Genomic DNA, 25,394 nt, shown 5'->3' on the forward strand with positions numbered 1-25,394 from the left:
CGGTGCGCAGCGCCTGGTTGAAGGTGATCGCGAAGTCCTCGCGCCGCAGCTCCGCGGTGGCCGACGCGGAGGCGCGCGAACCGCCCCACGGGTCCGGCCCGACGCCCGCGTAGTGCGTGTCCAGCACCACCGGCCGCGTGACGCCGCACAGCGTCAGCTCACCGGCGAGCTCCCAGCGCTCACCGCCCGCGGGCCGCAGCCCGGTCGCGGTGAACGTGATCTCCGGGTGCTGCTCCACGTCGAGGAAGTCGGCGGTGCGCAGGTGCGCGTCCCGCTGCTCGTTGGCGGTGTCCACGCTGGCCGCGGTGATCCGCACCGCCACGCCCGTGGACTCGATCGGGTCGCCGACCCGCACCTCCCCGCTGAACTCGGTGAAGCGCCCGTGGATGCTGGTGATGCCGAGGTGGCGGGCGCTGACCCGGATCGACGAGTGCGCCGGATCGATCACCCAGGTCCCCGGCGCGGGCAGCTCGTTGCCGCCCGCCCGGCTCAGCTCCAGCACGCCCAGCGCCGCCTCCTGCCCGTCCCGGACCAGCGTGGTCCGGGCCAGCGGCTCGTAGCCGAGGTTGGTGACGATCGCCGTGTACGTGCCGGGTGCGAGCCCGTCGGCGACGGCGGCGCCGTCCTCCGCGGTCTGCACCCGCGCGGCCTGCGCGCCCGCCCCGTCGATGAGGGTCAACGCAGCTCCCGGCACCGGCCACCCGTCCCCGGTGCGCACCTGCGCCGTCACCGATCCGGCTCCGCTCACCTGCGTACCGCTCCTTCCGCTCCGCACCGCGGTCATGCTCAGTGCCCCAATTCGACGTCGTGCGTGGTGCGCGCCCCGGCGAGCCGCAGCGGTGCCGCGACCGGCGGGTAGCCGGTGGCGATGACCGTGTAGTCCCCGTCGGGCAGGTCGGTGAACGCGTAGCCGCCCTCGGCGTCGGTGGTGACGGCGCTGACGACCTCACCGGCGGCGTCGAGCAGGGTGACCCGGGCGTCCGGGACCGGCAGCCCCAGGTTCGCCGAACGCACCACGCCGGTCAGTGCGGCCCCCGCTTCCAGCTCCACGTCCAGCGCGACCCGCTCGCCGTCCGCGACGGCCACCGGGGTGGCGACCGGGCGGAAGCCCTCGGCGGTGGCGGTCAGCGCGTAGGAGCCGCCGACGAGGTCGGTGAACGCGAAGCTCCCGTCCGGCCCGCTGGCCAGGGAGCCGACGACCTCGCCGCGCAGGTCGGTCAGCACCACGGTGGCCCCGGAGATCTCGCGGTCGCCGCAGTGCACGACGCCGCCGACCCCGCCGGACCCGAACATCCGCACGTCGTGGCGGACCGGCTTGTCGCTGACCACGACCATCGAGGCGGTCGGCTGGTAGGTCCCGGCGGCCGCGATCAGCACGTAGGTGCCGCCGCGGGGGACGTCGAGCCGGTAGCCGCCGTCGGCGTCGGTGCGGGCGCGCTCGACCTGCCTGCCGAGCGAGTCGGTGAGGGTCAGCACCACCCCGGCGACCGGGTTGCCGGTGGAGTCCTGCGCGGACCCCTGCACGTACAGCCCGCCGCCGCTCGTCCCGGCTCCGGCGAGATCGCCGGCCAGGTGCCGCCCGTTCCCGTTGCTCCCGGCGCTCGCTTGCGTCGTTGACCAGGAACGGGAGTGGTTGCCCACAGAGTTGTCCACAGGCTCGCCGAAGTGCGGTGCCGCCGCGTGCGACCCCCCTGCAAGCTGCGCGGAACCACTCTGGCGAGTGAGCGGCGTCGTCTCCGCGCCGACCGAGTTGTCCACAGGAAGCGGTTGGTTGTCCACAGTTTCCACCCGGACTTCGTCTTGGGATTCGATGGTCCGCCGCAGCGGGACCTCCTTGATGAACACCACCGCCAGCAGCGTGATCACCGAGATGCAGGCGGAGACCAGGAAGATGTCGCCGATCGCGTCGCCGTAGGCGGAGCGCACGATCTCCTGCATCGGGCCGGGCAGCGCGTCCACGTTCAGCGAACCGCCGCCCGCTCCGCCCGCGCCGACCGGGATGCCCATCCGCGCCAGGCCGTCGTTGACGTAGTCGGTGACCCGCGAGGCCAGCACCGCGCCCAGCACCGACACCCCGGCGGAACCGCCGAGCGTCCGGAAGAACGTGACGACCGAGGTCACCGAACCGACGTTCTTGCCGGTGGTGACGTTCTGCACCGTCAGCACCAGGTTCTGCATCAGCGAGCCGACGCCGATGCCCATCAGCGCCAGGTAGAACCCGATCAGCACGAGGTTCGTGGTGTGGTCCATGGTCGCCAGCAGGCCCATGCCGACCACGAGCACGATCGAGCCGAAGATCAGGAACGGCTTCACCTTGCCGCTGCCCCGGGAGATGATCTGCCCGGAGATGGTGGAGGACAGGAACAGCCCGAGCACCATCGGCAGCGTCATCAACCCGGCGTGCGTGGGGCTGAAGCTGCGGGCGATCTGGAAGTACTGCCCGAGGAACACCGACCCGCCGAACATGGCGGTGCCGACCGCGACGGTGCCGATGGTCGCCAGCGTCACCGTGGGGTTGCGGAACATGCTCAACGGCACGATCGGTTCCGGGAACCGCGATTCGATGATCATCGCGATGATCAGCGCGACCACGCCACCACCGACGTAGGCGGCGGTCTCCGGCGAGGCCCAGTCGAACTGCTTGCCCGCCATCGAGACCCACACCAGCAGCAGGCTCACGCCGCCGACGAGGAACAGCGCGCCGAACCAGTCGATGCGCACCGGCCGCTTGATGACCGGCAGCTTCAGCGTGCGGCCGAGGACGATGAACGCGATCACCGCGATCGGCACGGTCACCCAGAAGCACCAGCGCCAGCCGAGCCACGAGGTGTCCACGATGAGTCCGCCGACGAGCGGCCCGCTGACCGTGGCGACCGCGAAGGTGGCGCCGATGTAACCGCTGTAGCGACCGCGTTCCCGCGGCGAGACCATCGCGGCGATCACGACCTGGATCAGGGCCTGCAACCCGCCCATGCCGATGCCCTGCACGGCGCGGAACGCGATGAGCTGCGGCATCGTCTGGGCGAACCCGCCGAGCACCGAGCCGAGGGTGAACACGGTGATCGCGATCTGGTACAGCAGCTTCTTGCTGAACAGGTCGGAGAGCTTGCCCCAGATCGGGGTGGAGGCGGTGGAGGTCAGCAGCATCGCCGTGACCACCCAGGTGTACTGGCTCTGGCTGCCGCCGAGGTCGGACAGGATGCGCGGCAGGGCGTTGGACACGATCGTCGAGCTGAGGATCGCGACCAGCAGCGCGAGCATCAGCCCGGACATCGCTTCCAGGATCTGGCGGTGCGTCATGGGCGAGTCGGCGGCGACCTGGTGGCGGCCGCCGTCCCGGTGCGCGGCGGACTCGCCGTCAGCGGGCCGGCCGGTCGGCGGCGAGCTCGTCGACGGGGCTTCGCCGATGGTCGAGCGGGTCATCGAGTTCCTTCCTGGGACGACGCGGCGGGGCGTCGGTCGTCGGCGGGCACCTGCGGCTGGGCCGGGTGCGAGGTTCCTTCGTGGGCCGCGAGGTGCTCGGGGAGCACGGCGCGGCGGAGGTCGGCGGCGGCGGTGTCGAGCAGTTCGGCCAGGTCGCGCACGCGGGAGTCGTCCCAGTCGCTGAGCGCGTGGCTGAGCCATTCGGCGCGGTGCCGCTCGATGCGGACCAGCGCCTGCTCGCCTTCCTCGGTGGCGCGCAACAGGGACACCCGGCGGTCCTGCGGGTCGGCGCGGCGGGTGATCAGCCCGGCGCTTTCGAGCTGGGACACCTGCCTGCTGACCACGGACGCGTCGACGAAGCGGTGCGCGGCGAGCTCGGAGGCCCGCGATTCCCCGCAGTGCACGAGCTCGCCGAGGAGTCCGCTGGCCGCGTACGGCAGGTCGGTCCGGGCTTGCTGGTTGAGGATCTGCACCGCGGTCTGCTTGAGCCCCATCAACGCGCGGAGGGGCCGCAGCAGTTCGCTGCACGTTTCCGGTGTCGGTCCCACGAGCCACTCCTTTAGTTGCTGCACGCAACTATAAAGAGGTTAGTTGCAGAAGGCAACTTATCCAGGAGTGGGACGCCCCACGCCCGCCGCCGGGAATACCGCAGCCGGACGACGAGCCGCGCGAACCCCACCTGCCTTCGACCCCGCCCGGCGGCGTCGTGCCTCTTTCCCGTCAGCGGCGAAGCCGCTGAGCCGCCGACCACCTGACCAACAAGACCACCCGCGGGTTCTCAGCGGTTCCCTCGCGAGGACAGCTTCTTCCCTCGTGGCGGAGCCACTCGGGAAAAAGATCCCGCAGCGAGGGGACCGCTGAGGTTCCGCCACCCCACCCCCACGCAAGGCGAGCCCATAGAGGAGCAAATCAGAACATGCGGTTGAGTTTTGCCAGGAGGCGGGAGAGGTCCTGCAGGTCCTCGGTGCTCCAGTGCGCGAACTCGCCGTGCAGGTGCTTGCGCCGCTGCTTGCGGACCTGCGCCAGCCGGGACCGGCCCGACGCGGACAGCTGGATGCGGCGCGCCCGGCCGTCGTCCGGATCCGGCACCCGCTCCAGCAGGTCCAGCTCGACGAGCGTCGCGATCTGCCTGCTGACCGTCGACTTGTCCAGCCCGGTCCGGTCGGCGACGTCCATGCCGCGCAGCGAACCCGCGTCGTCCACCATCAGCAGCAGGCTGTAGGACGCCGGGTCGAGGTCCGGGTGGACCTGCGAGGCCACGGTCATCGAGAAGTTGCGGGCGCGCCGGAACATCATGACGAGTTCGCGCTCGACCGCTTCGGCCGCGCCCCTGCGCTCCCGGTCCGGCGCGCCCGCACCGGTGGCCGGGCCGTTCGCCGGCGTTTCGATCCGCTCGATCACGGCTGTGTTCTCCGCCCGCCGTCGTGCACTGGCGCGTCGCTCCGCGCGGCACCAGTGTCCCTTTCGCCCAGTGTCCTCCCACTGCAGGGGTGGTCGCGGCCCGCTCCGCCGGGGCTCAGTCGGTGAAGTAGCTGCCTCCCTTGCGCTTCGCGTCGTCGGTCCCCCAGCTGCGCTTGCGCAACATCGGGACCATGCGCGGGATGTGCTTGCGGCAGTGGATGTAGGCCTCCTCCACCTCGACGACCACCCAGCGCTCCGGAGTGCGACCGCGGTCGAACTCGACGGGCAGCTCGGGGTGCCGGGCGCGCAGGTCGGAGTCCTCGACGATCTCCGCGGTGCCGTTGACGTGCAGGCCGATCAGGTCCTCGGTGAAGTCGACCATCAGCATGCCGAGGTGCGGGTTCTCGCTGATGTTGCCGAGGCTGGCCATCACGCCGTTGCCGCGGTACTCGGGGTAGGCGAGGTGGTGGTCGTCGAGGACCTCGATGAATCCGGGCGGACCCGCGCGGAGGCTGGCGTCGCACTCGCCGCCGCCGTCGGCGGTCGCCACGAACGCCATCTCCATCCGCGCGATGAACTCGCGCATCCGGGTGTTGAGGTGGTCGAGGACCTGGTCGTCGTAGAACCGCCGGGCCCGCTTCTCGGTGCCGTGGGCCTCCTGCAGCAGGTGCTCGCCGGTGGAGCCGGGCAGTTCCGCCGCGGGGCGCTCGTCGACCTCGGTGCTCCGGCGCGATCGGCGAGGCGTGTCGGGGCCGGGCGCGGTGCTCGGCGCGGTCGGCCGCCGGTTCGCGTGGTCGGCGCGGCCGCCGCTGGTGGGCTCGGCGGTCTGAGTTTCGGGACGCACGCGCACAGAGTGACATGTGACCGACACGACCCACACCATCAGACGCAGGTTTCCCCGCTACATATCCGACTTTCTCGACGTTGAGTAGTCGAAACGCCCTCAAACGTGGCATCAATAGTGTGAGGACACGACGAAGCGTTATGGTCCTCGACGTCGGGGGACATCACGCAATGCAGCAGTGTGCACCTGACCGGATGCCCACCGACTTCGTGGAGACCGCGACCGAACCATGTCAGCGAACGCCGTACTGAGCCCGGGCCCCCGTCCGAACCGGCCGACACCGGAACGCGCGAGCCAGATGGTCCACCTGATCCGGGAGAGCTGGGCCGGCATCGACGCTCGTTCCGACGAAGTCGCCAGGTTCTTCTACGCCATGCTGTTCAGCATCGCGCCGAACACCCGCGAGCTGTTCTCCGCCAACATGGAGACCGTCCGCGACCGGCTGATGCGGGCGCTCGTGCACATCATCCAGATGATCGACCGGCCCGACGACCTGCTGCCGTTCCTGCACCAGCTCGGCCGGGACCACCGGAAGTTCGGCGTCGTCTCCCAGCACTACGAAGCCGTCGGCACCGCCCTGCTCGCCGCCATCAAGAAGCACTCCGGGCCCGCCTGGACCCAGGAGGTCGAACGCGCCTGGGCCGAGGCGTACACCGTGATGGCCACCGCCATGATCAGCGCGGCGAACGAGGACGACGGGCCCGCCTGGTACGACGGCGAAGTCATCGGCCACACCCGCCTCAACCGCGAACTCGCGGTGATCCGGGTCGAGACCGATCACCCGGTGCCCTACCACCCCGGCCAGTACGTCAGCGTCGAAGTCCCGCAGCGGCCGCGGCTGTGGCGGTACCTGAGCCCGGCCAACATGCCCGGCGAGGACGGCGTCCTCGAATTCCACGTCCGCGCCGTCGACGGCGGCTGGGTCAGCCGCGCGCTCGTCGGCCACGCCCAGCGCGGCGACCGGTGGCGGATCGGCTCACCGATGGGCCAGCTGCACGTGGACCGGGAGAACCCGCGGGACGTGCTGATGATCGCGGGTGGCACCGGGCTCGCCCCGATGCGCGCCATCGTGGAGGACCTCGCCCAGTACGGCGAGAACCCGCAGGTCCGGCTGTACTACGGGGGCCGCACCCGCGAAGACCTCTACGACCTGGCGAACCTGCAGCGGGTGGCGATGACCAACCCGTGGTTCACCGTCGTCCCGGTCCTGGAGCAGGACCCGAGCGCGACCGGCGCCGAGCAGGGATCGCTGGCCGACGCCGTCGCCCGCCACGACTGGTCGCAGCGGGAAGTGCTGATCAGCGGCTCCCCGGCGATGGTCCGCGCCACGGTGTCGAAGCTGCTGGTCACGGGAGTCCCGCTGGACCAGATCCACTACGACCCGTTCTCCTTGGACTGATCTCCGCGCGCCCGCGGCGGGTCGCGCAGAGGTCGCCGGGGTTCCGCCGTCCGAGCTCGTCGCGGCGGGGCCGGGCGGACGATCAGCGGCGGGAGTCCGGTTTCCAGACGACCAGGGCGGTCTCCTGGTGCACGGGCACGAGGTCCCGGCGGTAGGAGGCGTGCACCCGCGCCGCGGTCTGCTCGGCCGCGGCGTGCGCGGCGGTGAGCTCCTCCAGCAGGCCCTGCACCTTGTCGCGCAGGGCGTCCACCTCGTTCTCCAGCTCGATGATCCGCTTCACGCCGGCGAGGTTGACGCCTTCCTCCTGGGAGAGCCGCTGCACCTCGCGCAGCAGCGCGATGTCCCGCGCCGAGTAGCGCCGCCCGCCGGCCGGGGTGCGCCCCGGCGAGACCAGCCCGAGCCGGTCGTAGCTGCGCAGCGTCTGGGCGTGCAGCCCGGAGAGCTCCGCGGCCACCGAGATCACGAACATCGGCGTGTCCTCGTTGGCCCCCGGCGGGAATCCGATCGTGACGTTCAGCCGCGAGCTTCGTGGACCGTCACCCATGACTACCTCCCGAGCAGCTCGTCCCACTCCGCACGCGGATCGTGGTCCGCCGTGGCCTCCGCGTAGGACCGCAGCGCCTCCGCCGCCGCGTCGTCCAACTTGGACGGCACCGCGACCTGCAGCGTGACCAGCAGGTCACCGCTGCCACCCGCCTTCCGGCCGACGCCCTTGCCGCGCACCCGCAGCGTCCGGCCGCTCGCGGTGCCCGGCTGCACCTTCAGCGAGACCTTCCCGTCGAGCGTCGGCACGGTCAACGTAGTGCCCAGCGCCAGCTCGGGGAAGGTCACCGGACAGGTGACGGTGAGATCATCACCGGATCGTCCGAACACCCGGTGCGGGTTGACGTGGACGACCACGAACAGGTCACCCGCCGCCGCGCCGTTGCGCCCGGGTTCGCCCTGACCGGCCAGCCGGATCCGCTGTCCGTCGTTGACCCCGGACGGGATCCGCACGGTCAACGTGCGGGTGCGGGTCGCGACTCCTTCGCCCCGGCAGTCCGGGCACGGGTCGTCGATGATCTGCCCGCGGCCGCGGCAGTCCGGGCAGGGCTCGCTGAACGCGAACGCGCCCTGGTTCCGGGTCACCAGGCCCGCACCGGAGCAGGTGCTGCAGGTGCGCGCCCGGGTTCCCGGCTTCGAGCCGGACCCGTGGCAGGTCAGGCAGGTGGCCGGGCTGGACAGCCGCAGCGGCACGGTCGCGCCGCGGACCGCCTCGGCGAAGTCGATGCGGACCTCGGTCTCCACGTCGGAGCCGCGCTGCGGCCTGCTCGCGCCGGCGGTACCGCCGCGGCGACCGGCGCCACCGCCGCCGAACAACCCGCCGAACAGGGCGCCGAGCCCGCCGGCGCCACCGCCGCCGGGGCGCGGCCCGGCGCCACCGCCGAACAGGTCGCCCAGGTCGAACCCGCCCGCGCCACCGGTGCCCGCGCCGCCGCCGAAACCGCCGAAACCGCCCTGGCCACCGCCGAAACCGCTGCCGAACAGCCGGCGCGCCTCGTCGTACTGCTTGCGCTTCTCCGGGTCGGAGAGCACGCCGTAGGCCTCGGAGACCGCTTTGAACTTGGATTCGGCGGCGCTGTTGCCGGGGTTGGCGTCGGGGTGGTTCTCCCGCGCCAGCTTCCGGTACGCCTTCTTGATCTCGTCAGCGCTCGCGTCGGACGAGACGCCCAGCTCGCCGTAGAAGTCCTTGTCGAGCCATTCCCTGGCACTCACCGGGCGCCCCTCCTTCCGCTTCGCTGTCGCACTGCACCGGCCTCGGCCGGCATGGTCGTCGCCGTCGGCGCGAACCCGACCCCGCCCGGCCGCGATGGCCAGGCGAGGCCACGCGGGACGCGGCCTCCCGTATCGGTCGTGCCGCGTTCCGCCGAGCGGGGTCGTGATCTCACTGTGCCGTGTCCTCGCCGGTCTCGGCACCGCTCTCCGGTGGTGCCGCCGCTTCCGGCTCGTGATCGGTGACGGCGACCATGGCGGGCCGCAGCACCCGGTCGCCGAACCGGTAGCCACGCCGCATGACGGTCGTGACGGTCGGTCCGGACACCTCCGAGGAGGTCGTGTGCTGCACGGCCTCGTGCACCGACGGGTCGAACTCGTCGCCCTCGGCGCCGAAGGCCACCAGGCCCGCGTTGTTCAGCGAACCGACGAGCTTGTCGGCCACCGCCTTGAACGCGCCGGTGAGGTCACCGTGCGAATCGGCCCGCTCCAGGTCGTCGAGCACGGTGAGCAGGTCACCGACCACCGACGCCTTGGCCGCGTTGACGACCGATTCGCGGTCGCGCTCGGTGCGCCTGCGGTAGTTGGCGTACTCGGCGGTGACCCGCTTGAGGTCCTCGGTGAGCTCGTCGACCTGCTTGCGCAGCTCGGCGTCCGCACCGTCCTCGGCCTCGGGCGCCTCCTCGGCGGCGGCGCCTTCACCGACCTTGGCAAGTTCCTCGTCCAGCGTGCCGGACATGCTCTCCGCCACCTGCCCCTGCTCGGTGGCGGCCCGGGGTTCACCGGTCTGCGGATCGATCCGCCTGCGGTCCCGGACCACCACCGGCTCCTGTTCGTCCTGCGGCGACTGCTGCCGGTCGGAGTCGCCTGAGCTCTCGGTGGTCACTTCTTCTTCTTTTCGTCCTCGTCGTCCACGATCTCGGCGTCCACCACGTCCTCGGCGCCACCGCTGGTCGCACCGGCGCCGGCGGTCGCACCCGCCGCGTCACCGGCCGCACCGGCCGCACCGGCGGCACCGGCCGCGGCGTCGGCACCCGCGTCGGCGTAGAGGGCCTGGCCCAGCGCCTGGGACTCGGTGGCCAGCTTCTCGACCCCGGCCTTGATGGCGGCGACGTCCTCGCCCTTCAGGGCTTCCTTGACCTCGTCGACGGCCGACTTGACCTTGGTCTTGGTCTCCTCGGGCAGCTTCTCGTCGTTGTCGGTGAGGACCTTCTCCGTCTGGTAGACGAGGGTCTCCGCCTGGTTGCGGGCCTCCGCCTCCTCGCGGCGGTTCTTGTCCTCCTCGGCGTGCGCCTCGGCGTCGGAGACCATCCGGTCGATGTCCTCCTTCGGCAGCGCGGAGCCGCCGGTGATGGTCATCGACTGCTCCTTGCCGGTGCCGAGGTCCTTCGCGTTGACGTGCACGATGCCGTTGGCGTCGATGTCGAAGGAGACCTCGATCTGCGGCACGCCCCGCGGCGACGGCGGCAGCCCGGTGAGCTCGAACATGCCGAGCTTCTTGTTGTGCGCCGCGATCTCGCGCTCGCCCTGGAAGACCTGGATCTGCACCGACGGCTGGTTGTCGTCCGCGGTCGTGAAGGTCTCGGAGCGCTTGGTCGGAATCGTGGTGTTGCGCTCGATCAGCTTGGTCATGATGCCGCCCTTGGTCTCGATGCCCAGGGACAGCGGGGTGACGTCCAGCAGCAGGACGTCCTTGACCTCACCGCGCAGCACACCGGCCTGCAGGGCGGCGCCGACGGCGACGACCTCGTCCGGGTTCACGCCCTTGTTCGGCTCGCGACCACCGGTGAGCTCCTTGACGAGCTCGGTGACCGCGGGCATCCGGGTGGAGCCGCCGACGAGCACGACGTGGTCGACGTCGGCGACCTTCACGCCCGCGTCGCGCACCACGGCCTCGAACGGCTTGCGGGTGCGCTCCAGGAGGTCGGAGGTGATGCGCTGGAACTCCGCACGGCTCAGGGTCTCGTCGAGGAACATCGGGTTCTTCTCGGAGTCCACCGTGATGTACGGCAGGTTGATGTTGGCCGTGGAGGAGCTGGACAGCTCGATCTTGGCCTTCTCCGCGGCTTCCTTGATCCGCTGCAAGGCCATCTTGTCCTTGGTCAGATCGATGCCGTTGGAGGTCTTGAACTTCTCGACCAGCCAGTCGACGATGCGCTCGTCCCAGTCGTCGCCACCGAGGTGGTTGTCACCGCTGGTGGCGCGGACCTCGACGACGCCCTCGCCGATCTCCAGCAGGGACACGTCGAACGTGCCGCCACCGAGGTCGAAGACGAGGATCGTCTGCTCCTTCTCGCCCTTGTCGAGGCCGTAGGCCAGCGCGGCGGCCGTCGGCTCGTTGACGATGCGCAGCACGTTGAGGCCCGCGATCTGGCCGGCCTCCTTGGTGGCCTGGCGCTGGGCGTCCTCGAAGTAGGCCGGGACGGTGATCACCGCGTCGGTGACGTCGTCGCCCAGGTAGGCCTCGGCGTCGCGCTTGAGCTTCATCAGCACTCGCGCGCTGATCTCCTGCGGCGTGTACGCCTTGTCGTCGATGTCCGTCTTCCAGTCGGTGCCCATGTGGCGCTTGACCGACCGGATGGTGCGGTCCACGTTCGTGACCGCTTGGTTCTTCGCTGGCTGACCCGTGAGGATCTCGCCGTTCTTCGCGAAGGCGACGATGGACGGCGTCGTCCGCGAGCCCTCGGAGTTGGCGATGACCGTCGATTCACCGCCTTCGAGGACGGAAACGACGGAGTTGGTCGTCCCCAGGTCGATGCCGACCGCTCGCGCCATGGATGGTTCCTCCTGCTTCCCTGATCTTGCGCCCCGGACCGGGTAGTCCGTTGAGCCTTGCCGACTCAAGTTTTACCCCCGGCCCGCTCCGGTCGTCAAACCGGGTTGAGCGCACTTCGCTCAACGTTTCTGCCTGGACAACGCCTGAGCTGCGGCGGAAGTTCCCGGGAAGCCGTCGAGATCCGGGTCACGCACCCGGCGCGCGGCCGTCAGGCGGCGGAGACGCGGACCGAACCGGTCCCGGTCCGCAGGTCGAGCCGTCGCGGCGAGCCCGGATCGGTGGCCACCTCGACGTCCTGCGAACCGAGGCCCGCCGCCGCGTCCACCCGGTACGCGCCGTCGGGCACGACTACCGCGACGGTGCCCGTCCCGGTCTCGGCCCGCACGCTGCGCGGCGCGGTGAGCTCCAGGTCGATGGAGCCGGTGCGCGCCTCGGCCACGACGTTCGCGCCGGCGAGCCCTTCGCCGTCGATCCGGCCGGTCCCGGTGGACACCGCCACGTCGCCGCCGAGCTCGCGCAGCTCGACGCCGCCCGCGCCGCTGCGCACCCGCACCGGTCCGGCGACCTCGGAGATCCGCACCTCGCCCGCGCCCGCTTCGAGCCGGGCGGAGGCCATGCCGTCGACCTCCAGGGCTCCCGCGGCGCCGCCGCCCTCGACCGGGACCGCGGCGGGCAGGTCCACCTCGTAGTCCACCGAGCAGTCGTCCGGGCAGCCGGGCAGCACGAGCACGCCGCCTTCGACGCGGTGCAGCACCGCCGCGTCCGGCGGCCGGTCGCGGGCCCGTTCGCGCACCTCGCCGCGCCCGCCCGGCACGTGCCGGACCACCACGTCCCCGTCGGTGCGGTCGAGGCGCACCGAGCTGATGCCGGGCAGCTCCGCGATGACCTCGGACCGCTCGCCCCGGTCCGCGCGCCCGCCGCCCCAGCGCACCTCGCCGCCGTTCCAGCGCCAGCCGACCTCGTCGTGCTCGGCCCGGTCGCACCCGATGACCAGCCCGGCCACCAGCAGGCAGGCCGCACCCGCGGCCGCGAGTCCCGTTCGCACCACGCACCTCCAGCTCGGCCCGCACGGTAACGACCGCGAGCCGCCCCCGACCGGATGATCGCGGGTGCGTCGCCCGACCGGGTCAGCCGACCTCGGCGCCCAGCGGCCGGAGCAGGAAGCGCAGCACCGGCTCGAAGTCCGCGGCACCCGGCGGTTCGTCGGCGATCAGCGCCTGCATCAGCAGCCCGTCCACCGCGGCGAAGAAGGCGGTGACCACCTCGGGGGGTACGTCGAGCCCGCGGTCCACCTGCCCCGCGGCGACCTCGATCCACCGGCGGGCGGCCGGGCGCAGCGCGGGCCTGCGGGCGGCCAGCAGGTACAGCTCGTACTCGGCGATGGTCCGCGCCCGCCTGCCGTCGACGAGCAGCGCGAGGTTCTCCGCGATGGTCCGCGCCCACGCGCCCGCGTCCGCCGGGGTGCGGGCGCGCATCCGCCCGATGTCGGCGACGAGCAGGTCGACGCTCTCCAGCAGCGTCGCGACCAGCAGCTCGTCGATCCCGGTGAAGTAGTAGGAGATCGACGCGGCGGGCACGCCCGCCTCGCGGGCGATGGCGCGATGGCTGGTCCCGGCGATCCCGTCGCGCTCGACGACGCGGAGGGTGGCGTCGAGGATCGCGCGCCTGCGGCGTTCGCCCTTGGCGCGGCGGCCGTCGGTCCCGGCGGTCAATGCGCGCCGCCCAGCTCCAGCGCCACCACACCGCCGATGATCAGCGCGAGGCCGCCGAGCTGCACCGCGGTGATGCTCTCGCCGAGGAAGGCGACGCCGATGAGCGCGATCAGCGCGACGCCGGCCCCCGACCAGATCGCGTACACCACGCCGACCGGCAGCCCGGCCTTGAGCACCAGCCCGAGCGCGGCGAACGCGGCGCCGTAGCCGAGCACGACCAGCACCGAGGGCAGCGGCCGGCTGAACCCCTCGGAGAGCTTCAGCGAGACGGTGCCGACCACCTCGGAGCAGATCGCCATCGCCAGCAGCAGGTACGCCACCCGGTCCCCCTCGGAGAAAGTTGAACAGTCGCCCTAGTTCTTTCTCCCGAAGGTTACGCCTGCTCCCGGCGGGCGGGGCAGGACCGGTCAGCGCTCCAGCCGACGCGCATCCGGCTCGTCGTCCCCGTTCTCGTCGTCCCCGTCCTCGTCGCACCCGGAGCCGTCGGAGTCGCCGTGCCCGAACAGCGCTTGCGAGACGAGCACGACGGCCCAGATGCCCAGCGGGAAGATCGGGAAGAAGAAGATCGGGCCGCCGCCGGCCAACGAGATCACCGCCCAGATCCCGACCAGCAGGAACCCGGTCTGCGCCCAGTCCCGCCACTCCTTGCGGAGCCGGGGCGCGCGGGACCGCTTCGCGGGCGGTGCGGCGGCCTCCGCGGCGGCGGGCAGGTCCGCGGTGAGCGGCACCAGGTCGGCCCGGGTGACGGCCGCGTAGGCGTCGCGGACCCGCTCGTCGTACTCGGCCAGGCCCAGCCGACCTTCGTCGAAGGCCGTCCGCAGCCGCTCGGCGACCTGCTCGCGGTCGGCGTCGGAGGCGCGCACGGCGGGCTGCTCGGCGTCGTCCATCGTCTTTCCCCCATGATCCCGATGACGTCGCGACCAGGGCGGTCGCCGCTCATCCGAGAGGCCTCGAGGATACGCCGCGGCACCTCCGCGGGAGGCCGCGTCGATCAGGTGGCGGCCGGTGCGGGCGATAAGTGGCGAACGTCGCACCCGCCCCCGCCGGGCGGCGCACGGCGGGGTCGGCCGCCCGGCGGTGGCGCGGAGCGGGCCGGGATGTCGCGCCCAGCAGCGAGAACGCGGCACTCGGTGCCACTGCGCGGTGGCCGCCACCACGGCGAACATCCCCCCACGCGCAAAGCTGCACGATCGCCCAACTAGTTTTTCGGCAGGGCGTTGCGCAGAATCACCCCGTTCCCACCACGCCGGAGCCCCGCTGGTTACCGATCGGTAATAAGGCGTACGCTCCTCAAACGGACAACCCCCGAACATGGAGGCCGCGAGCATGGGTGCGCTGCAGCTGGTCCTGGGCCTGATCTGCCTGGCCGTGACGGCCGTCGCGGTGGTCATGGTCGTCAGGACCGTGCGGCGGATGATCTCGTCCATCCGCCTCGGACAACCCGACCCGACCAGGCGCGGCCCGTTCGGGGCGAGGTTCGGCAACATGGTCAAGGAGATCTTGGGCCACACCAAGATGCTCAAGTTCGGCCACGTCGGCGTCGCGCACTGGTTCGTGATGGTCGGTTTCGGCGGCCTGAGCCTGAGCGTGCTGGAGGCCTACTTCGAGGTCTTCGTGCCGACCTTCGAGACCCCGCTGCTGAGCTGGTTCGGCCCGTGGAACCTGATCGTCGAACTGCTGGGCATCACCACGGTGCTCGGCGGGTTCTGGCTGATCGGGGTGCGCCAGCTGAACCACCCGCGCCGCGCGGACCGGGTGTCCCGGTTCGAGGGCTCGAACTTCGGCCAGGCGTACTTCGTCGAGGCCGTCGTGGTCCTCGAAGGCTTCGGGATCATGGGCCTGCGGGCGTTCAAGCAGGCCTCCGGGCTGTTCGAGGCACCGTTCTGGTCCTCGCCGCTGACCTACGCGCTGGGCGGCATCCTCCCGTCGAGCACCGCCGCCATCTCGATCTTCGCCGGGTTCAAGATCCTGTCCGCGATGATCTGGGTGATCGTGATCGCCTCGAACATCACGATGGGCGTGGCCTGGCACCGCTTCACCGCGTTCTTCAACATCTACTTCAAGCGCGAGGCCGGCGACGGCCGGGCGCTGGGCGCGTTGCAGCCGATGATGTCCGGCGGCAAGGAGCTCGACTTCGAAGAGGCCGACCCGGACGAGGACGTCTTCGGCGTCGGCAAGGTCGAGGACTTCAAGTGGAAGGGCTGGCTGGACTTCACGACCTGCACCGAGTGCGGTCGCTGCCAGTCCCAGTGCCCCGCCTGGAACACCGCGAAGCCGCTGTCGCCGAAGCTGCTGATCACCTCGCTGCGCGACCACGCCTACGCCAAGGCCCCGTACCTGCTCGCCGGTGGCAGCAAGGACATGGCAGGCGACGAGGTCGGCATCACCGGTGAGGGCGCCGAGGAGAAGCTCGCGGGAATCAACGCGCTGGCGCTGGCCGAGGCGGAGCGCCCGCTGGTCGGCGGCCCCGACGAGATGGGCGTCATCGACCCCGAGGTGCTGTGGGCCTGCACCTCCTGCGGCGCCTGCGTCGAGCAGTGCCCGGTGGACATCGAGCACGTCGACCACATCGTCGACATGCGCCGCTACCAGGTGCTGATCGAGTCGAACTTCCCCACCGAGCTCGGCGGGATGTTCAAGAACCTGGAGAACAAGGGCAACCCGTGGGGCCAGAACGCCAAGGACCGGCTGAACTGGACCGAGGACCTGGACTTCGAGGTCCCCGTCTTCGACGGTGAGCTCGAAGACGACACCGAGTACGTGTTCTGGGTCGGCTGCGCGGGCGCCTTCGAGGACCGCGCGAAGAAGACCACCCGCGCGGTCGCCGAACTGCTGCACATGGCCGGGGTCAAGTACACCGTGCTCGGCGGCGAGGAGACCTGCACCGGCGACCCGGCGCGGCGCGCGGGCAACGAGTTCCTGTTCCAGATGCTCGCCCAGCAGAACGTCGAGGTGCTGAACTCGGTGTTCGAGGGCCGCGAGCCCGGCAAGCGCAAGATCGTCGCGACCTGCGCGCACTGCTTCAACAGCCTCGCCAACGAGTACTCGCAGCTCGGCGGGAACTTCGAGGTCGTGCACCACACCCAGCTGCTGAACAAGCTGGTGCGGGAGAAGCGCCTCGTCCCGGTCGCCCCGATCGCCGAGGACGTCACCTACCACGACCCCTGCTACCTGGGCCGCCACAACAAGGTCTACACGCCGCCGCGCGACCTGGTCGGCGCCTCCGGCGCGAACTTCCGCGAGATGCCGCGGCACGGCGACCGCTCGATGTGCTGCGGCGCCGGCGGCGCCCGGATGTGGATGGAGGAGAAGACCGGCAAGCGCATCAACGTGGAGCGCGTCGACGAGGCGCTGGGCACCGCGCCCCAGAAGATCGCGACGGGCTGCCCGTTCTGCCGCGTGATGCTCAACGACGGCCTCACCGCCCGCCAGAACGAAGGGGCGGCTTCGGAGAGCGTCGAGATCATCGACGTCGCGCAGCTGCTGCTCTCCTCGGTCAAGCGCGGCGGCGACGGCGCCTCCGCCCCGGTCGCCGACGGCTCCGCGGAGACCGGCGGTGCCGAGACCGGTGGCGAGGCCGAAGCCAACGGCAAGGCCGACGTCCCCACCGACGCCGAGCCGACCGGCACCCCCCTCCCGGACCAGGACAAGTCCGAGAACTGACCCCGGACGCGCAGGAGGGGCAAGCCCACCGTGGGGCCGCCCCTCCTGTCATCCAGCCCCGGTCCGCTTCGCTGCGCGGACCGGATCACTAGCCGACCGTGCTCAGCCTGCCAGCTTTCCGGCGACGTACTCGCTCACCGGCATCCCCTTGTGGTGACCACCAGGCTTGAGGATGTTGCTGCCGTTGCCGCTGCCGTTCCCGTTGCCGCTGCCGTTCCCGTTGTCGTTGTCAGCACCGTTGCCGTTCAAGCCGCCTTCGTGCACGCCCACGTTGGTGCCGTCCTGGTTGTTGGTGACGTACCCGTCGGCGAGCGCCGCGGGGGCGGCGAGGGCGCTCAGGCCGAGCACGATTCCGGCGGTGGCTGCGGTCTTCGCGAACTTCGAGAGCTGCATGACTACCTCTCCGTCGTCCTGTGGGTGTGGCGCCGAGCTGTGTCGATCGCCGCATCCAGTCCTACGGGGTGAAGGTCGACTCAGCGCGCTTTACCTCGATCTTCCACCCGTCCCAGTGGTCCTAATCGCGAGAACGGGGGGATTTCGACGCCGCTGGCCACGAGCGGTGATCAGCCCCCGGCCGGGTGGCCGCGACCGCGATCGACTCGAGCTCACCGCGGCGCTGAGCGGCGGACACCGCACGCGGGAAGGCGCCCCGGAGATACCCGGGGCGCCTTCGCGACGGTGGAGGGGAGCGGTCAGCTGCCCATCTCCTCCAGGGAGCGGCCGTTGGTCTCCTTGAGGTAGCGGAGCACGAACACCAACGAGATCAGCGCGAACGCCGCGTACATGAAGTACGTCGCGGGCAGGTTCCAGTCCCGCAGGCTCGGGAAGCTCACCGTGACCAGCCAGTTCGCCACCCAGTTCGTCATGGTGCCGACGGCCAGCGCCGCGGCGCGGATGCGCGGCGGGAACATCTCGCCGAGCAGCACCCACAGCACCACGCCCCACGAGGCGGCGAAGAACAGCACGAACGCGCTCGCCGAGATCAGCGCGACCACGCCCCAGCTCGGCGGCAGCACCGCGTCCTCGCCGACGACCTGCGCGAAGCTGAACGCCCAGCCGGTGACCGCCAGCGAGACGGCCATGCCGATCGAACCGATCACCAGCAGCGGCTTCCGCCCGATCTTGTCGACCAGCGCGATCGCGATGAACGTGCCGACGATGTTCACGATCGAGGTGAACAGGCTCAGCAGCAGCGAGCTGCTCTCCTCGATGCCGACGGACTGCCACAGCGAGGACGAGTAGTAGAAGATCACGTTGATGCCGACGAACTGCTGCAGCGCGGCGATGGCCATGCCGACCCAGACGATCGGCAGCACGCCGAACCCGCCGCGCAGGTCCGAGAACCGCGGCTTGCGCTCGCCGAGCACCCGCCGGATCTCGGCGATCTTGCCGTCCACGTCGCCCGGCTCGATCCCGCTGAGGACCTCGCGGGCCTTGTCGTCCCGGCCGGCGGCCACCAGGTAGCGCGGCGACTCCGGGATCATCGAGGCCAGCACCAGGTACACCAGCGCGGGCACCGCCGCGACGCCGAGCATCCACTGCCAGGCCTGCAGCGGCCCCAGCTCGTTGGAGGCGCTGCCGCCCGCGGCCTCGGCCAGCCCGTAGTTGACCAGCTGGGACAGCGCGATGCCGAGCACGATCGCCAGCTGCTGCAACGAGGTCAACCGGCCGCGGTACGCGGCGGGCGCGACCTCCGCGATGTAGGCGGGCGCGATCACCGACGCGATGCCGATGGCGATGCCGCCGACGATGCGCCAGATCGCCAGGTCCCAGATGGCGAACGGGACGGCGGAGGCGATCGCGCTGATCACGAACAGCACCGCGGCGATCTGCATGACCCGGATCCGGCCGATCCGGTCGGCCAGTCCACCGGCGATGCCGGCACCGACCGCCGACCCCAGCAGCGCCGAGGAGACGACCAGCCCCGTCATCGCGGAACCGACCTGGAAGTAGCTCTGGATGGCGTCGACCCCGCCGTTGATCACCGAGGTGTCGTAGCCGAAGAGGAAACCGCCGAGCGCCGCCGCGCTCGCGATCATCACGACGTGCCCCAGGTGCCCGGTCGAGGCACCGGGGTCGCGCGACTGCGTAACCGACATCGAGTTCTCCTGTGCCCGCTCGCCGGTCTGCCTCGCTGCACACCTGGGGAGAGCGCCGGGCTCTGGGGACTTTAGGGTCTGAACCACCTCTTTTCTTCCTCGATTCAGGGTGAGGATGCTCACCGTGGCGACTGAATCGGTCACGTGGTAGTCACGTGCGCACGCAACGTTGCCGCACGAGCCCTCCTGCCTGCGAGAACAGGACATTCCACGCGAAGGGCGGGCCGTTCGGCGAACGCCCCCCCCTCGGCGGCACGGCGTGCGGAGGCGTCAGTCGCGGCGGGTGTCGACCCGCTGGAAGTTCAGGTGCGCGCGCGACGGCGTGGGCCCGCGCTGGCCCTGGTACCGGGAACCCGCGCGGGTCGTGCCGTACGGGTGCTCCGCGGGGCTGGAGAGCCGGAACAGGCACAGCTGCCCGATCTTCATGCCCGGCCACAGCGTGATCGGCAGGTTCGCCACGTTCGACAGTTCGAGGGTGATGTGCCCGGTGAACCCGGGGTCGATGAACCCGGCGGTGGAGTGCGTGAGCAACCCGAGCCGGCCCAGCGAGGACTTGCCCTCCAGCCGCCCGGCCAGGTCGTCCGGCAGCCGCACCGCTTCGAAGGTGGAGCCGAGCACGAACTCGCCGGGGTGCAGCACGAACGGATCTTCGCCGGTGACCTCCACGGGCGAGGTCAGCTCGTCCTGCTGCTGCGAAGGATCGATGTGGGTGTACTTCGAATTGTCGAAGACCCGGAAGAAGCGGTCCAACCGGACGTCGATGCTGGACGGCTGGATCATGGCGACGTCGAACGGTTCGAGTTCGAGTCGTCCTTGGTCCAGCTCTGCACGCAGGTCCCGGTCGCTCAGCAGCACGTGGGCAAGCGTATCCGGAGGCCCCCTGGCGATCTTCGGCCGCCTGCCGTGCTAGAGTTGGCCGCGCCGGGAACGGCGAATGCGGATGTAGTTCAATGGTAGAACATCAGCTTCCCAAGCTGAATACGCGGGTTCGATTCCCGTCATCCGCTCAGAACACGAAGGCCCAGCTCACACGATGTCCACATCGGAGCTGGGCCTTCGTCGTACCTGCGGTCGTCCCGGTTCAGCGGGGCGGCACGAGGCGGTCGAGCTCGTCGAGGACGCGGCGCCACGGGATCTGCTGGCCGAGCCCGCTGCGCGGTTCGTGCGCGGCCCACCACCGCTCGCCGGTCAACAGGTGCACGCCCGCGTCCTGCAGCGCCGAGGTGTGCCACTTCCACGCCGGGTGGCGGTGGTGCGCGGCGTTGACCGTGGGGAACACGACCACCGGTGCCGTGCCCGCGCCGACCGCTTCGACCGCGGTGGTCAGCGCTTGGCTGTCGCCGAGGCCGAGCGCGAGCTTGCTGACCGTGTTCGCCGTCGCCGGGCACACCAGGTAGCAGTCGATCGGCGGGTGCGGGCTGGGTTCGGACGGCATCCGCGACGCCACCCGGCACGGCAGGCCGGTGAGCTCCGCGATCCGGTCGAGTTCCCCGGAAGCCGCGAGCCACGCGCCCGCGGTCGGGGTGAGCGTCACCGCGACCCGCCAGCCGCGGGACAGCGCGGGTTCGACCAGCTCGGCGCGGATGTGCTCCACCCCGCCCGCGGCCGAGCCGATCAGGGCCAAGGTGCGCGTCGTGTCGATCATGCCGCCATCATCGCCGACGCCGCCGCCCCGCGCGCCGGTCCGATCAGATCGGCGGCCGCGGGTCGTACTGGATGCCGCGGCGCACCTCGCGGGCCCGCTCCACCCCGGCGAGCCGGGACACCAGGTGCAGCGCCATGTCGATGCCCGCCGAGATCCCCGCCGCGGTGACCAGGTCGCCGTCGTCGACGAAGCGGTCGTCCGGGCGCACCCGCGCGGTCGGCTCCAGTTCCGCCAGCAGCTCCAGCGAGCGCCAGTGCGTCGTCGCGGGACGCCCCGCCAGCAGCCCCGCCGCGGCGAACACCAGCGAACCGGTGCACACGCTGGTCAGCAGCGGGACCGCGGCGCGCTGCTCCCGCACCCACGCGAGGTGTTCCGCGTCGCGCAGCATCGGCCGGGTGCCCTGGCCGCCGGGGTGCAGCAGCACGTCGAGCTCCGGCACATCCGCGAACGAGTGTCCTGATCGGACGGTCAAGCCCTTGGCGCACGCGATCTCGCCGCCGTCGCGGGAGAACGTGCGCACCTCGTAGCCGTCCGCGGGGAACGTCCGCGTCCAGAACGACAGGACTTCCCACGGCCCGAGCGCGTCGAGCTCCTCCACGTCCGGGAACAGCAGGATCCCGATCTGCTTCGCCATGCCGTGCTCCTCACCTCGTGCCCGCGACCGCTCCGGCCCCGCGCGCCGACCGCCGCGCGGCGCCGCTGCTGGAGGAGTCGCTCCGGCGGTGCGGAAGGTTCCCGGGGAACCCGGTTCAGCCGCGCACGTGCTGGGCGGCGGTGCGGGCGGCGGCCTGCACGGCCCGCCGGTCCACGCGCGTCGGTTCCCGGTCGCGCAGCACCTCCTCGCCCGCCACCCAGACGTCGCGCACGCAGCGGGAACCGGCCGCCCACACCAGGTTCGACAGCAGCTGCTCGTCAGGGGTGTCGATGCCGGTCGCGAACGCCGGGTCGTCCACGTCCAGGTGCACGACGTCGGCCCAGCGCCCCGGTTCCAGCGCGCCGATGTCGTCGCGGTGCAGCGCGGCCGCCCCGCCCCTGGTCGCGGCGAGCAGCGCGCCCGGTGCGGTCAGCGCCATCGCGTCCCCCGTGGACAGCCGGGCCAGCATCACCGACAGCTGGACCTCTTCCCACAGGTCCAGGTCGTCGTTGCTGGACGGGCCGTCGGTGCCCAGGCCGACCGGGATGCCCGCGGCGAGCAGGTCGACCAGCCGCGCGGTGCCGGAGGCGAGCTTCGCGTTCGAACCGGGGCAGTGCGCGATGCCCGTCCCGCGGTCGGCGAACAGCTCGATGTCCGCGTCGGACAGGTGCACGCAGTGCGCGGCCAGCACCCGGCCGTCCAGCACGCCCAGCGAGTCCAGCAGCGCGGGCACCGAGCCGTAGCGCTCCCGCTGCTCCCGGTCCTCGTCGGCGGCTTCGGCGACGTGCGTCTGCACCAGGGCTCCGCGCTGCTGCGCGGATTCCCCGATGCGGCGCAGCGCTTCCGGCGGCAGCGTGTAGGCGGAGTGCGCGCCGTAGCCGAGCTCGATCCGGTCGGCGGGCCCGAACCGCAGGCCGTCCGCGTCGATCCAGCGGTCGACGGCCTCGACCATGCCCTGCCAGGAACCCATGCCCTCCAGGCCGGGCGCGGAGATCACGGCCGGGCCGAGCACCACCCGGGAGCCGACGGCCAGCACCGCTTCGGCCACGGACTCGCCGGAGAAGTACATCTCGGCGCTGGTGGTCACCCCGGCGCGCAGCATCTCCACCGAACCGAGCTCCATGCCGGCGCGGACGTCGGCGGGCCGCAGCCGCGCCTCCGCGGGCCAGATCACCTCGCGCAGCCAGCGCAGCAGCGGCAGGTCGCCGCCCATGCCGCGCAGCAGCGTCATCGGGCTGTGCGCGTGCGCGTTGATGAGGCCGGGCAGCAGGATCCCGCCGCATTCGCGCACCGCGGTCTCCTGCGCGCGCGGCGGTGCGCCCTCGCGCGGGCCGCAGTAGCCGATGCGGCCGTGCTCGTCGACGTCCACGACGGCGTCGCGGATCACCGAGCAGTCGGCGTCGCAGGGAACGGCGATCGGGGCGTGCAGGCGCAAGGCGGTCGGCATGCGCGCATTCTGCCGCAGCGGCGCACCGCCGGGGCAAGCCGGTCGCACGAAGTCCACTGTGGACATACCGGTGCGGTGCGACCGGCCCGCTCACCCGCGGGTGATCAGTCCTCCATGAGACCGCTGCGCCACGCCCACGACGCCGTCTCCACCCGGTTCCGCGCGCCGATCTTCGTCTGCGCCGCCGCGAGGTGGGTCTTCACCGTGGACAGCGACATGAACAGCTCGCCGCCGATCTCCACGTTCGTCAGGCCGCGCGCGGTGGCCCGCACCACGTCCAGCTCCCGCTCGGTCAGCTCCTCCCGCAGCGGTTGCACCCCGCGCCGCGGCCGCTCCGGCGGCTTCGAGAAGTGCTGCAGCAGCCGCACCGTGATCTGCGGCGACACCAGCGCGTCCCCGCGCGAGGCCGCGTTGATCGCCTCGATCAGCAGCGCCGGACCCGCGTCCTTGAGCAGGAAGCCGCTCGCCCCGTTCGCCAGCGCCGAGGCCACGTACTCGTCCAGGTCGAAGGTGGTCACCACGACCACCTTGATCGGGTCGGTGGCGTCCGGGCCCGCGAGCTGCTTGGTGGCCTCCAGGCCGTCCAGCCCGGGCATCCGGATGTCCATCAGACACACGTCCGGGCGCAGCTCCCGCGCCTTCTTCACCGCGTCGAGCCCGTTGGAGACGTCGGCGACGACCTCGATGCCGTCCTGCGACTCCAGGATCATCCGAAAACCGGCCCGCACCATCTCCTGGTCGTCCGCGATCAGCACCCGGATCATCGGTTTCCCCTCCTCGTCGTGCACCGCGCGCTCAGCCGGCGTCGCGTTCGGCCAGCGGGAGCCACGCCTCGACCCGCCAGCCGGCGTCCGGCACCGGTCCTGCGCTGAAGCGGCCGCCGAGCAGTTCGATCCGCTCGCGCATGCCGACGAGACCGTATCCTCCGGAGCCACCCGCCGGTGCGGCGCGGCTGCCGGAACCGTTGTCGGTGACGCGGATGTGCACGTGCTCCTGCGGAGACCGCACCACCACCTGGATCTCGGTGGCGTCCGGGGCGTGCTTGCCCGCGTTCGTCACCGACTCCTGCACCAGGCGCAGCGCGGAGCGGGCGACCTCCTGCGGCACCTCCTGGTCCAGTTCGACCCGCAGCGACACCTTCGGGCCAGCGCCCTCGGCGAGCGCGGTGAGGTCGGCGGCGAGGTCGGTGGTGGCCTGCTCGGTGGCGCCGCTGGTGCCCGCGGGTTCCGCGCCGCGCATGCTCGCCACCAGCCTGCGCATCGCCACCAGTGCTTCGGTGCCGCTGCCCGCGATGCGCTCCATCGCTTCCACGGCCGCTTCCGGTTTCTGCGCGGCCACCATCTGCGCGGCCTGCGCCTGCACCACGATCCCGGTGACGTGGTGGGCGACCACGTCGTGCAGCTCCCTGGCCAGCGCCAGCCGTTCCGCCTGCTGCGCCTGCTCCACCGCGCTCTCCACCGTGCGAGTCCTCTCCCCATCCCTGGCCCGGAAGTACAGCCCGGAACCGACGGCCAGCACCAGCAGCAGGCCACCCAGCATCAGCAGGTCCAGCGCGTAGCCGCGGCCCCAGAAGAACGGGCTGTCGGGGACCACCGCCGCCGCCACCAGCACCGCGCCGACCAGCACCGAACCGCCGAGCACCGCCCGCCGCCTGGGGGCGTAGCGGACCAGGTACGCCATCATCAGCATCCCGGCCGCGACCGCCGTCACCGGAACGTCGTCCATCAGCCCGGCGTGCGTCGGCCAGTTCCCGACCACCCGGGCCGCGCCGCCCATGCACAGCGCCCCGGTCGCGCCCAGCAGCGTGATCTCCACCGGTCGCAGCGGCGTCAGCACCGACAGCGCGGCCAGCACCAGCGACCCCAGCAGCGGCACCAGGGTTTCCGCCGTCCCCGCGAACGCGGTCCCGGTGTCCAGGAACAGCAGCACCGACAGCGCGGCGATCATCGGCCACTGGCGGCGCAGGAGCTCCCGCAGCGGCGTCGAGGCCGTGCTGAGCTGCCAGCCGCGCACGTACGTCCCGGTGCCCACCGCCAGCATCAGCTGCAGCACCCCGAGGGCGACGAACTGCCCGCCCGCGGAGGGCATGTTCCCGCGCAGGTACACCGAACCGATGCACGCCAGCACGAGCCCGGCGGTGACCGGCAGCGCCTTCATCGGCGGCAACCGGCGGTGCGCGAACAGCACCAGCAGCATCAACGCCAGGTTCTCGGTGGCCAGGATCGCGTCCAGCCCCACCGAGGGCGGTGCGGCGCCGGCGATCCGGATCACCGCGCTGGACAGCACCAGCACGGCCGCGGCGGCGGCCGAGCACACCACCGGATGCCGGCGCCCCCGCACCGCCAGCAGCGCGAGCAGCGCGGCACCGGGCACGGCGATCGGCGCGGTGCCGCCGTGCTGGATCAGCAGCACCACGTCCGCGGAACACGACAACGTCATCAGCGCGGCGAGGAACCACGGCGCCCGCAGGAGACGACCGAGTCGCTGCGCCGACATCTCGGGCGTCGGGCTGGAACTCACGACGCGACCCTAATCCCCGGTACCCGCGGGAGGCCCCGGCCGAATGGTCCGAAACCTCGCCCGATCGGACATCGAACGG

Annotated in this window: 23 protein-coding genes and 1 tRNA gene; 3 read left to right on the plus strand and 21 right to left on the minus strand. The window is 71.6% G+C overall.

Going from position 1 to position 25,394, the window contains the following annotated elements:
* The 5 genes from LCD35_RS21770 to LCD35_RS21790 form a co-directional block, all read right to left on the minus strand.
* A partial coding sequence (locus LCD35_RS21770; protein WP_225044749.1) for a YceI family protein occupies positions 1–748 on the minus strand: 748 nt, incomplete at its 3' end.
* 38 nt (positions 749–786) lie between these two features.
* Entirely contained in the window at positions 787–3,300 is a 2,514-nt protein-coding gene (locus LCD35_RS21775) for an MFS transporter (RefSeq protein ID WP_224960086.1), read from the minus strand.
* A 119-nt stretch (positions 3,301–3,419) separates the two neighbouring features.
* Positions 3,420–3,971, minus strand: coding sequence for a MarR family winged helix-turn-helix transcriptional regulator (locus LCD35_RS21780; RefSeq protein ID WP_225044750.1), 552 nt, complete (start codon positions 3,969–3,971; stop codon positions 3,420–3,422).
* Between the two features lie 361 nt (positions 3,972–4,332).
* Positions 4,333–4,824 (minus strand): MarR family winged helix-turn-helix transcriptional regulator, encoded by a 492-nt coding sequence (locus LCD35_RS21785; RefSeq protein ID WP_224960055.1) that lies wholly within the window; start codon positions 4,822–4,824, stop codon positions 4,333–4,335.
* Between the two features lie 115 nt (positions 4,825–4,939).
* Positions 4,940–5,668 carry a pyridoxamine 5'-phosphate oxidase family protein gene (locus LCD35_RS21790; RefSeq protein WP_224960056.1) on the minus strand — a complete coding sequence of 243 codons (729 nt, stop codon included), beginning with the start codon at positions 5,666–5,668 and terminating at the stop codon, positions 4,940–4,942.
* 298 nt (positions 5,669–5,966) lie between these two features.
* Here LCD35_RS21790 and LCD35_RS21795 point away from each other — a divergent pair, with 298 nt between their 5' ends.
* Complete coding sequence (locus LCD35_RS21795; protein ID WP_224960057.1) at positions 5,967–7,067, plus strand: globin domain-containing protein; 1,101 nt, start codon at positions 5,967–5,969, stop codon at positions 7,065–7,067.
* Positions 7,068–7,149: 82 nt separating this feature from the next.
* Here the strand turns inward: LCD35_RS21795 and LCD35_RS21800 are convergent, their stop codons facing one another.
* From LCD35_RS21800 to LCD35_RS21835, 8 genes are all read right to left on the minus strand, one after another.
* Complete coding sequence (locus LCD35_RS21800; protein ID WP_304612897.1) at positions 7,150–7,611, minus strand: heat shock protein transcriptional repressor HspR; 462 nt, start codon at positions 7,609–7,611, stop codon at positions 7,150–7,152.
* 2 nt (positions 7,612–7,613) lie between these two features.
* Positions 7,614–8,822 (minus strand): molecular chaperone DnaJ, encoded by a 1,209-nt coding sequence (gene dnaJ / locus LCD35_RS21805; protein ID WP_224960058.1) that lies wholly within the window; start codon positions 8,820–8,822, stop codon positions 7,614–7,616.
* A gap of 169 nt (positions 8,823–8,991) precedes the next feature.
* Positions 8,992–9,705 carry a nucleotide exchange factor GrpE gene (gene grpE / locus LCD35_RS21810; protein WP_225044751.1) on the minus strand — a complete coding sequence of 238 codons (714 nt, stop codon included), beginning with the start codon at positions 9,703–9,705 and terminating at the stop codon, positions 8,992–8,994.
* Entirely contained in the window at positions 9,702–11,594 is a 1,893-nt protein-coding gene (dnaK, locus tag LCD35_RS21815) for a molecular chaperone DnaK (RefSeq protein WP_224967329.1), read from the minus strand. The genes grpE and dnaK overlap by 4 nt, the downstream gene beginning before the upstream one ends.
* A gap of 209 nt (positions 11,595–11,803) precedes the next feature.
* Complete coding sequence (locus LCD35_RS21820; RefSeq protein WP_224960061.1) at positions 11,804–12,640, minus strand: hypothetical protein; 837 nt, start codon at positions 12,638–12,640, stop codon at positions 11,804–11,806.
* A gap of 82 nt (positions 12,641–12,722) precedes the next feature.
* On the minus strand, positions 12,723–13,307 hold the full coding sequence (locus LCD35_RS21825; RefSeq protein WP_224960063.1) for a TetR/AcrR family transcriptional regulator: 585 nt from the start codon (positions 13,305–13,307) through the stop codon (positions 12,723–12,725).
* Positions 13,304–13,627, minus strand: coding sequence for a multidrug efflux SMR transporter (locus LCD35_RS21830; protein ID WP_224960064.1), 324 nt, complete (start codon positions 13,625–13,627; stop codon positions 13,304–13,306). Before LCD35_RS21830 ends, LCD35_RS21825 begins: the two co-directional genes overlap by 4 nt.
* Positions 13,628–13,714: 87 nt before the next feature.
* Entirely contained in the window at positions 13,715–14,194 is a 480-nt protein-coding gene (locus tag LCD35_RS21835; protein ID WP_224960065.1) for a DUF1707 domain-containing protein, read from the minus strand.
* Positions 14,195–14,633: 439 nt separating this feature from the next.
* Here LCD35_RS21835 and LCD35_RS21840 point away from each other — a divergent pair, with 439 nt between their 5' ends.
* On the plus strand, positions 14,634–16,970 hold the full coding sequence (locus LCD35_RS21840) for a (Fe-S)-binding protein (protein WP_224960066.1): 2,337 nt from the start codon (positions 14,634–14,636) through the stop codon (positions 16,968–16,970).
* Positions 16,971–17,072: 102 nt separating this feature from the next.
* On the opposite strand, the gene LCD35_RS21845 is transcribed toward LCD35_RS21840, so the two are convergent.
* The 3 genes from LCD35_RS21845 to dcd all read right to left on the minus strand — a co-directional run bounded on the left by LCD35_RS21845 (position 17,073) and on the right by dcd (position 19,924).
* On the minus strand, positions 17,073–17,363 hold the full coding sequence (locus LCD35_RS21845) for a hypothetical protein (RefSeq protein ID WP_224960067.1): 291 nt from the start codon (positions 17,361–17,363) through the stop codon (positions 17,073–17,075).
* Positions 17,364–17,662: 299 nt separating this feature from the next.
* Entirely contained in the window at positions 17,663–19,069 is a 1,407-nt protein-coding gene (locus LCD35_RS21850; protein WP_224960068.1) for a sugar porter family MFS transporter, read from the minus strand.
* A 270-nt stretch (positions 19,070–19,339) separates the two neighbouring features.
* Entirely contained in the window at positions 19,340–19,924 is a 585-nt protein-coding gene (gene dcd / locus LCD35_RS21855) for a dCTP deaminase (RefSeq protein ID WP_224960069.1), read from the minus strand.
* A gap of 81 nt (positions 19,925–20,005) precedes the next feature.
* Here dcd and LCD35_RS21860 point away from each other — a divergent pair.
* Positions 20,006–20,076, plus strand: a tRNA-Gly gene (locus tag LCD35_RS21860).
* 74 nt (positions 20,077–20,150) lie between these two features.
* Here the strand turns inward: LCD35_RS21860 and LCD35_RS21865 are convergent.
* The 5 genes from LCD35_RS21865 to LCD35_RS30335 all read right to left on the minus strand — a co-directional run bounded on the left by LCD35_RS21865 (position 20,151) and on the right by LCD35_RS30335 (position 25,315).
* Positions 20,151–20,714 (minus strand): flavoprotein, encoded by a 564-nt coding sequence (locus tag LCD35_RS21865; RefSeq protein ID WP_224960070.1) that lies wholly within the window; start codon positions 20,712–20,714, stop codon positions 20,151–20,153.
* 43 nt (positions 20,715–20,757) lie between these two features.
* Positions 20,758–21,348: a DJ-1/PfpI family protein gene (locus LCD35_RS21870; RefSeq protein WP_225044752.1), complete on the minus strand. Its 591-nt coding sequence runs from the start codon at positions 21,346–21,348 to the stop codon at positions 20,758–20,760.
* A gap of 115 nt (positions 21,349–21,463) precedes the next feature.
* Positions 21,464–22,795, minus strand: a complete 1,332-nt coding sequence (locus LCD35_RS21875; protein ID WP_224967331.1) for an amidohydrolase family protein — start codon at positions 22,793–22,795, stop codon at positions 21,464–21,466.
* A gap of 104 nt (positions 22,796–22,899) precedes the next feature.
* The gene (locus LCD35_RS21880; RefSeq protein ID WP_224960076.1) at positions 22,900–23,559 is read right to left on the minus strand and encodes a response regulator transcription factor; all 660 of its coding nucleotides are present in this window, start codon (positions 23,557–23,559) and stop codon (positions 22,900–22,902) included.
* Positions 23,560–23,590: 31 nt separating this feature from the next.
* Positions 23,591–25,315 (minus strand): histidine kinase, encoded by a 1,725-nt coding sequence (locus tag LCD35_RS30335; protein WP_308016934.1) that lies wholly within the window; start codon positions 25,313–25,315, stop codon positions 23,591–23,593.
* Between the last annotated feature and the right edge of the window lie 79 nt (positions 25,316–25,394).

Source organism: Saccharopolyspora sp. 6V, from assembly GCF_020176785.1.
Taxonomy (GTDB): domain Bacteria; phylum Actinomycetota; class Actinomycetes; order Mycobacteriales; family Pseudonocardiaceae; genus Saccharopolyspora_C; species Saccharopolyspora_C gregorii.

Coding starts and splice junctions, on each gene's coding strand:
- dnaK (WP_224967329.1), bottom strand. CDS start 11,594: ATGGCGCGAGCGGTCGGCATCGACCTGGGGACGACCAACTCCGTCGTT.
- LCD35_RS21800 (WP_304612897.1), bottom strand. CDS start 7,611: ATGGGTGACGGTCCACGAAGCTCGCGGCTGAACGTCACGATCGGATTC.
- LCD35_RS21850 (WP_224960068.1), bottom strand. CDS start 19,069: ATGTCGGTTACGCAGTCGCGCGACCCCGGTGCCTCGACCGGGCACCTG.
- LCD35_RS21795 (WP_224960057.1), top strand. CDS start 5,967: ATGGTCCACCTGATCCGGGAGAGCTGGGCCGGCATCGACGCTCGTTCC.
- LCD35_RS21880 (WP_224960076.1), bottom strand. CDS start 23,559: ATGATCCGGGTGCTGATCGCGGACGACCAGGAGATGGTGCGGGCCGGT.
- LCD35_RS21775 (WP_224960086.1), bottom strand. CDS start 3,300: ATGACGCACCGCCAGATCCTGGAAGCGATGTCCGGGCTGATGCTCGCG.
- LCD35_RS21865 (WP_224960070.1), bottom strand. CDS start 20,714: ATGATCGACACGACGCGCACCTTGGCCCTGATCGGCTCGGCCGCGGGC.
- LCD35_RS21870 (WP_225044752.1), bottom strand. CDS start 21,348: ATGGCGAAGCAGATCGGGATCCTGCTGTTCCCGGACGTGGAGGAGCTC.
- LCD35_RS21845 (WP_224960067.1), bottom strand. CDS start 17,363: ATGCAGCTCTCGAAGTTCGCGAAGACCGCAGCCACCGCCGGAATCGTG.
- LCD35_RS21840 (WP_224960066.1), top strand. CDS start 14,634: ATGGGTGCGCTGCAGCTGGTCCTGGGCCTGATCTGCCTGGCCGTGACG.
- LCD35_RS21875 (WP_224967331.1), bottom strand. CDS start 22,795: ATGCCGACCGCCTTGCGCCTGCACGCCCCGATCGCCGTTCCCTGCGAC.
- LCD35_RS21835 (WP_224960065.1), bottom strand. CDS start 14,194: ATGGACGACGCCGAGCAGCCCGCCGTGCGCGCCTCCGACGCCGACCGC.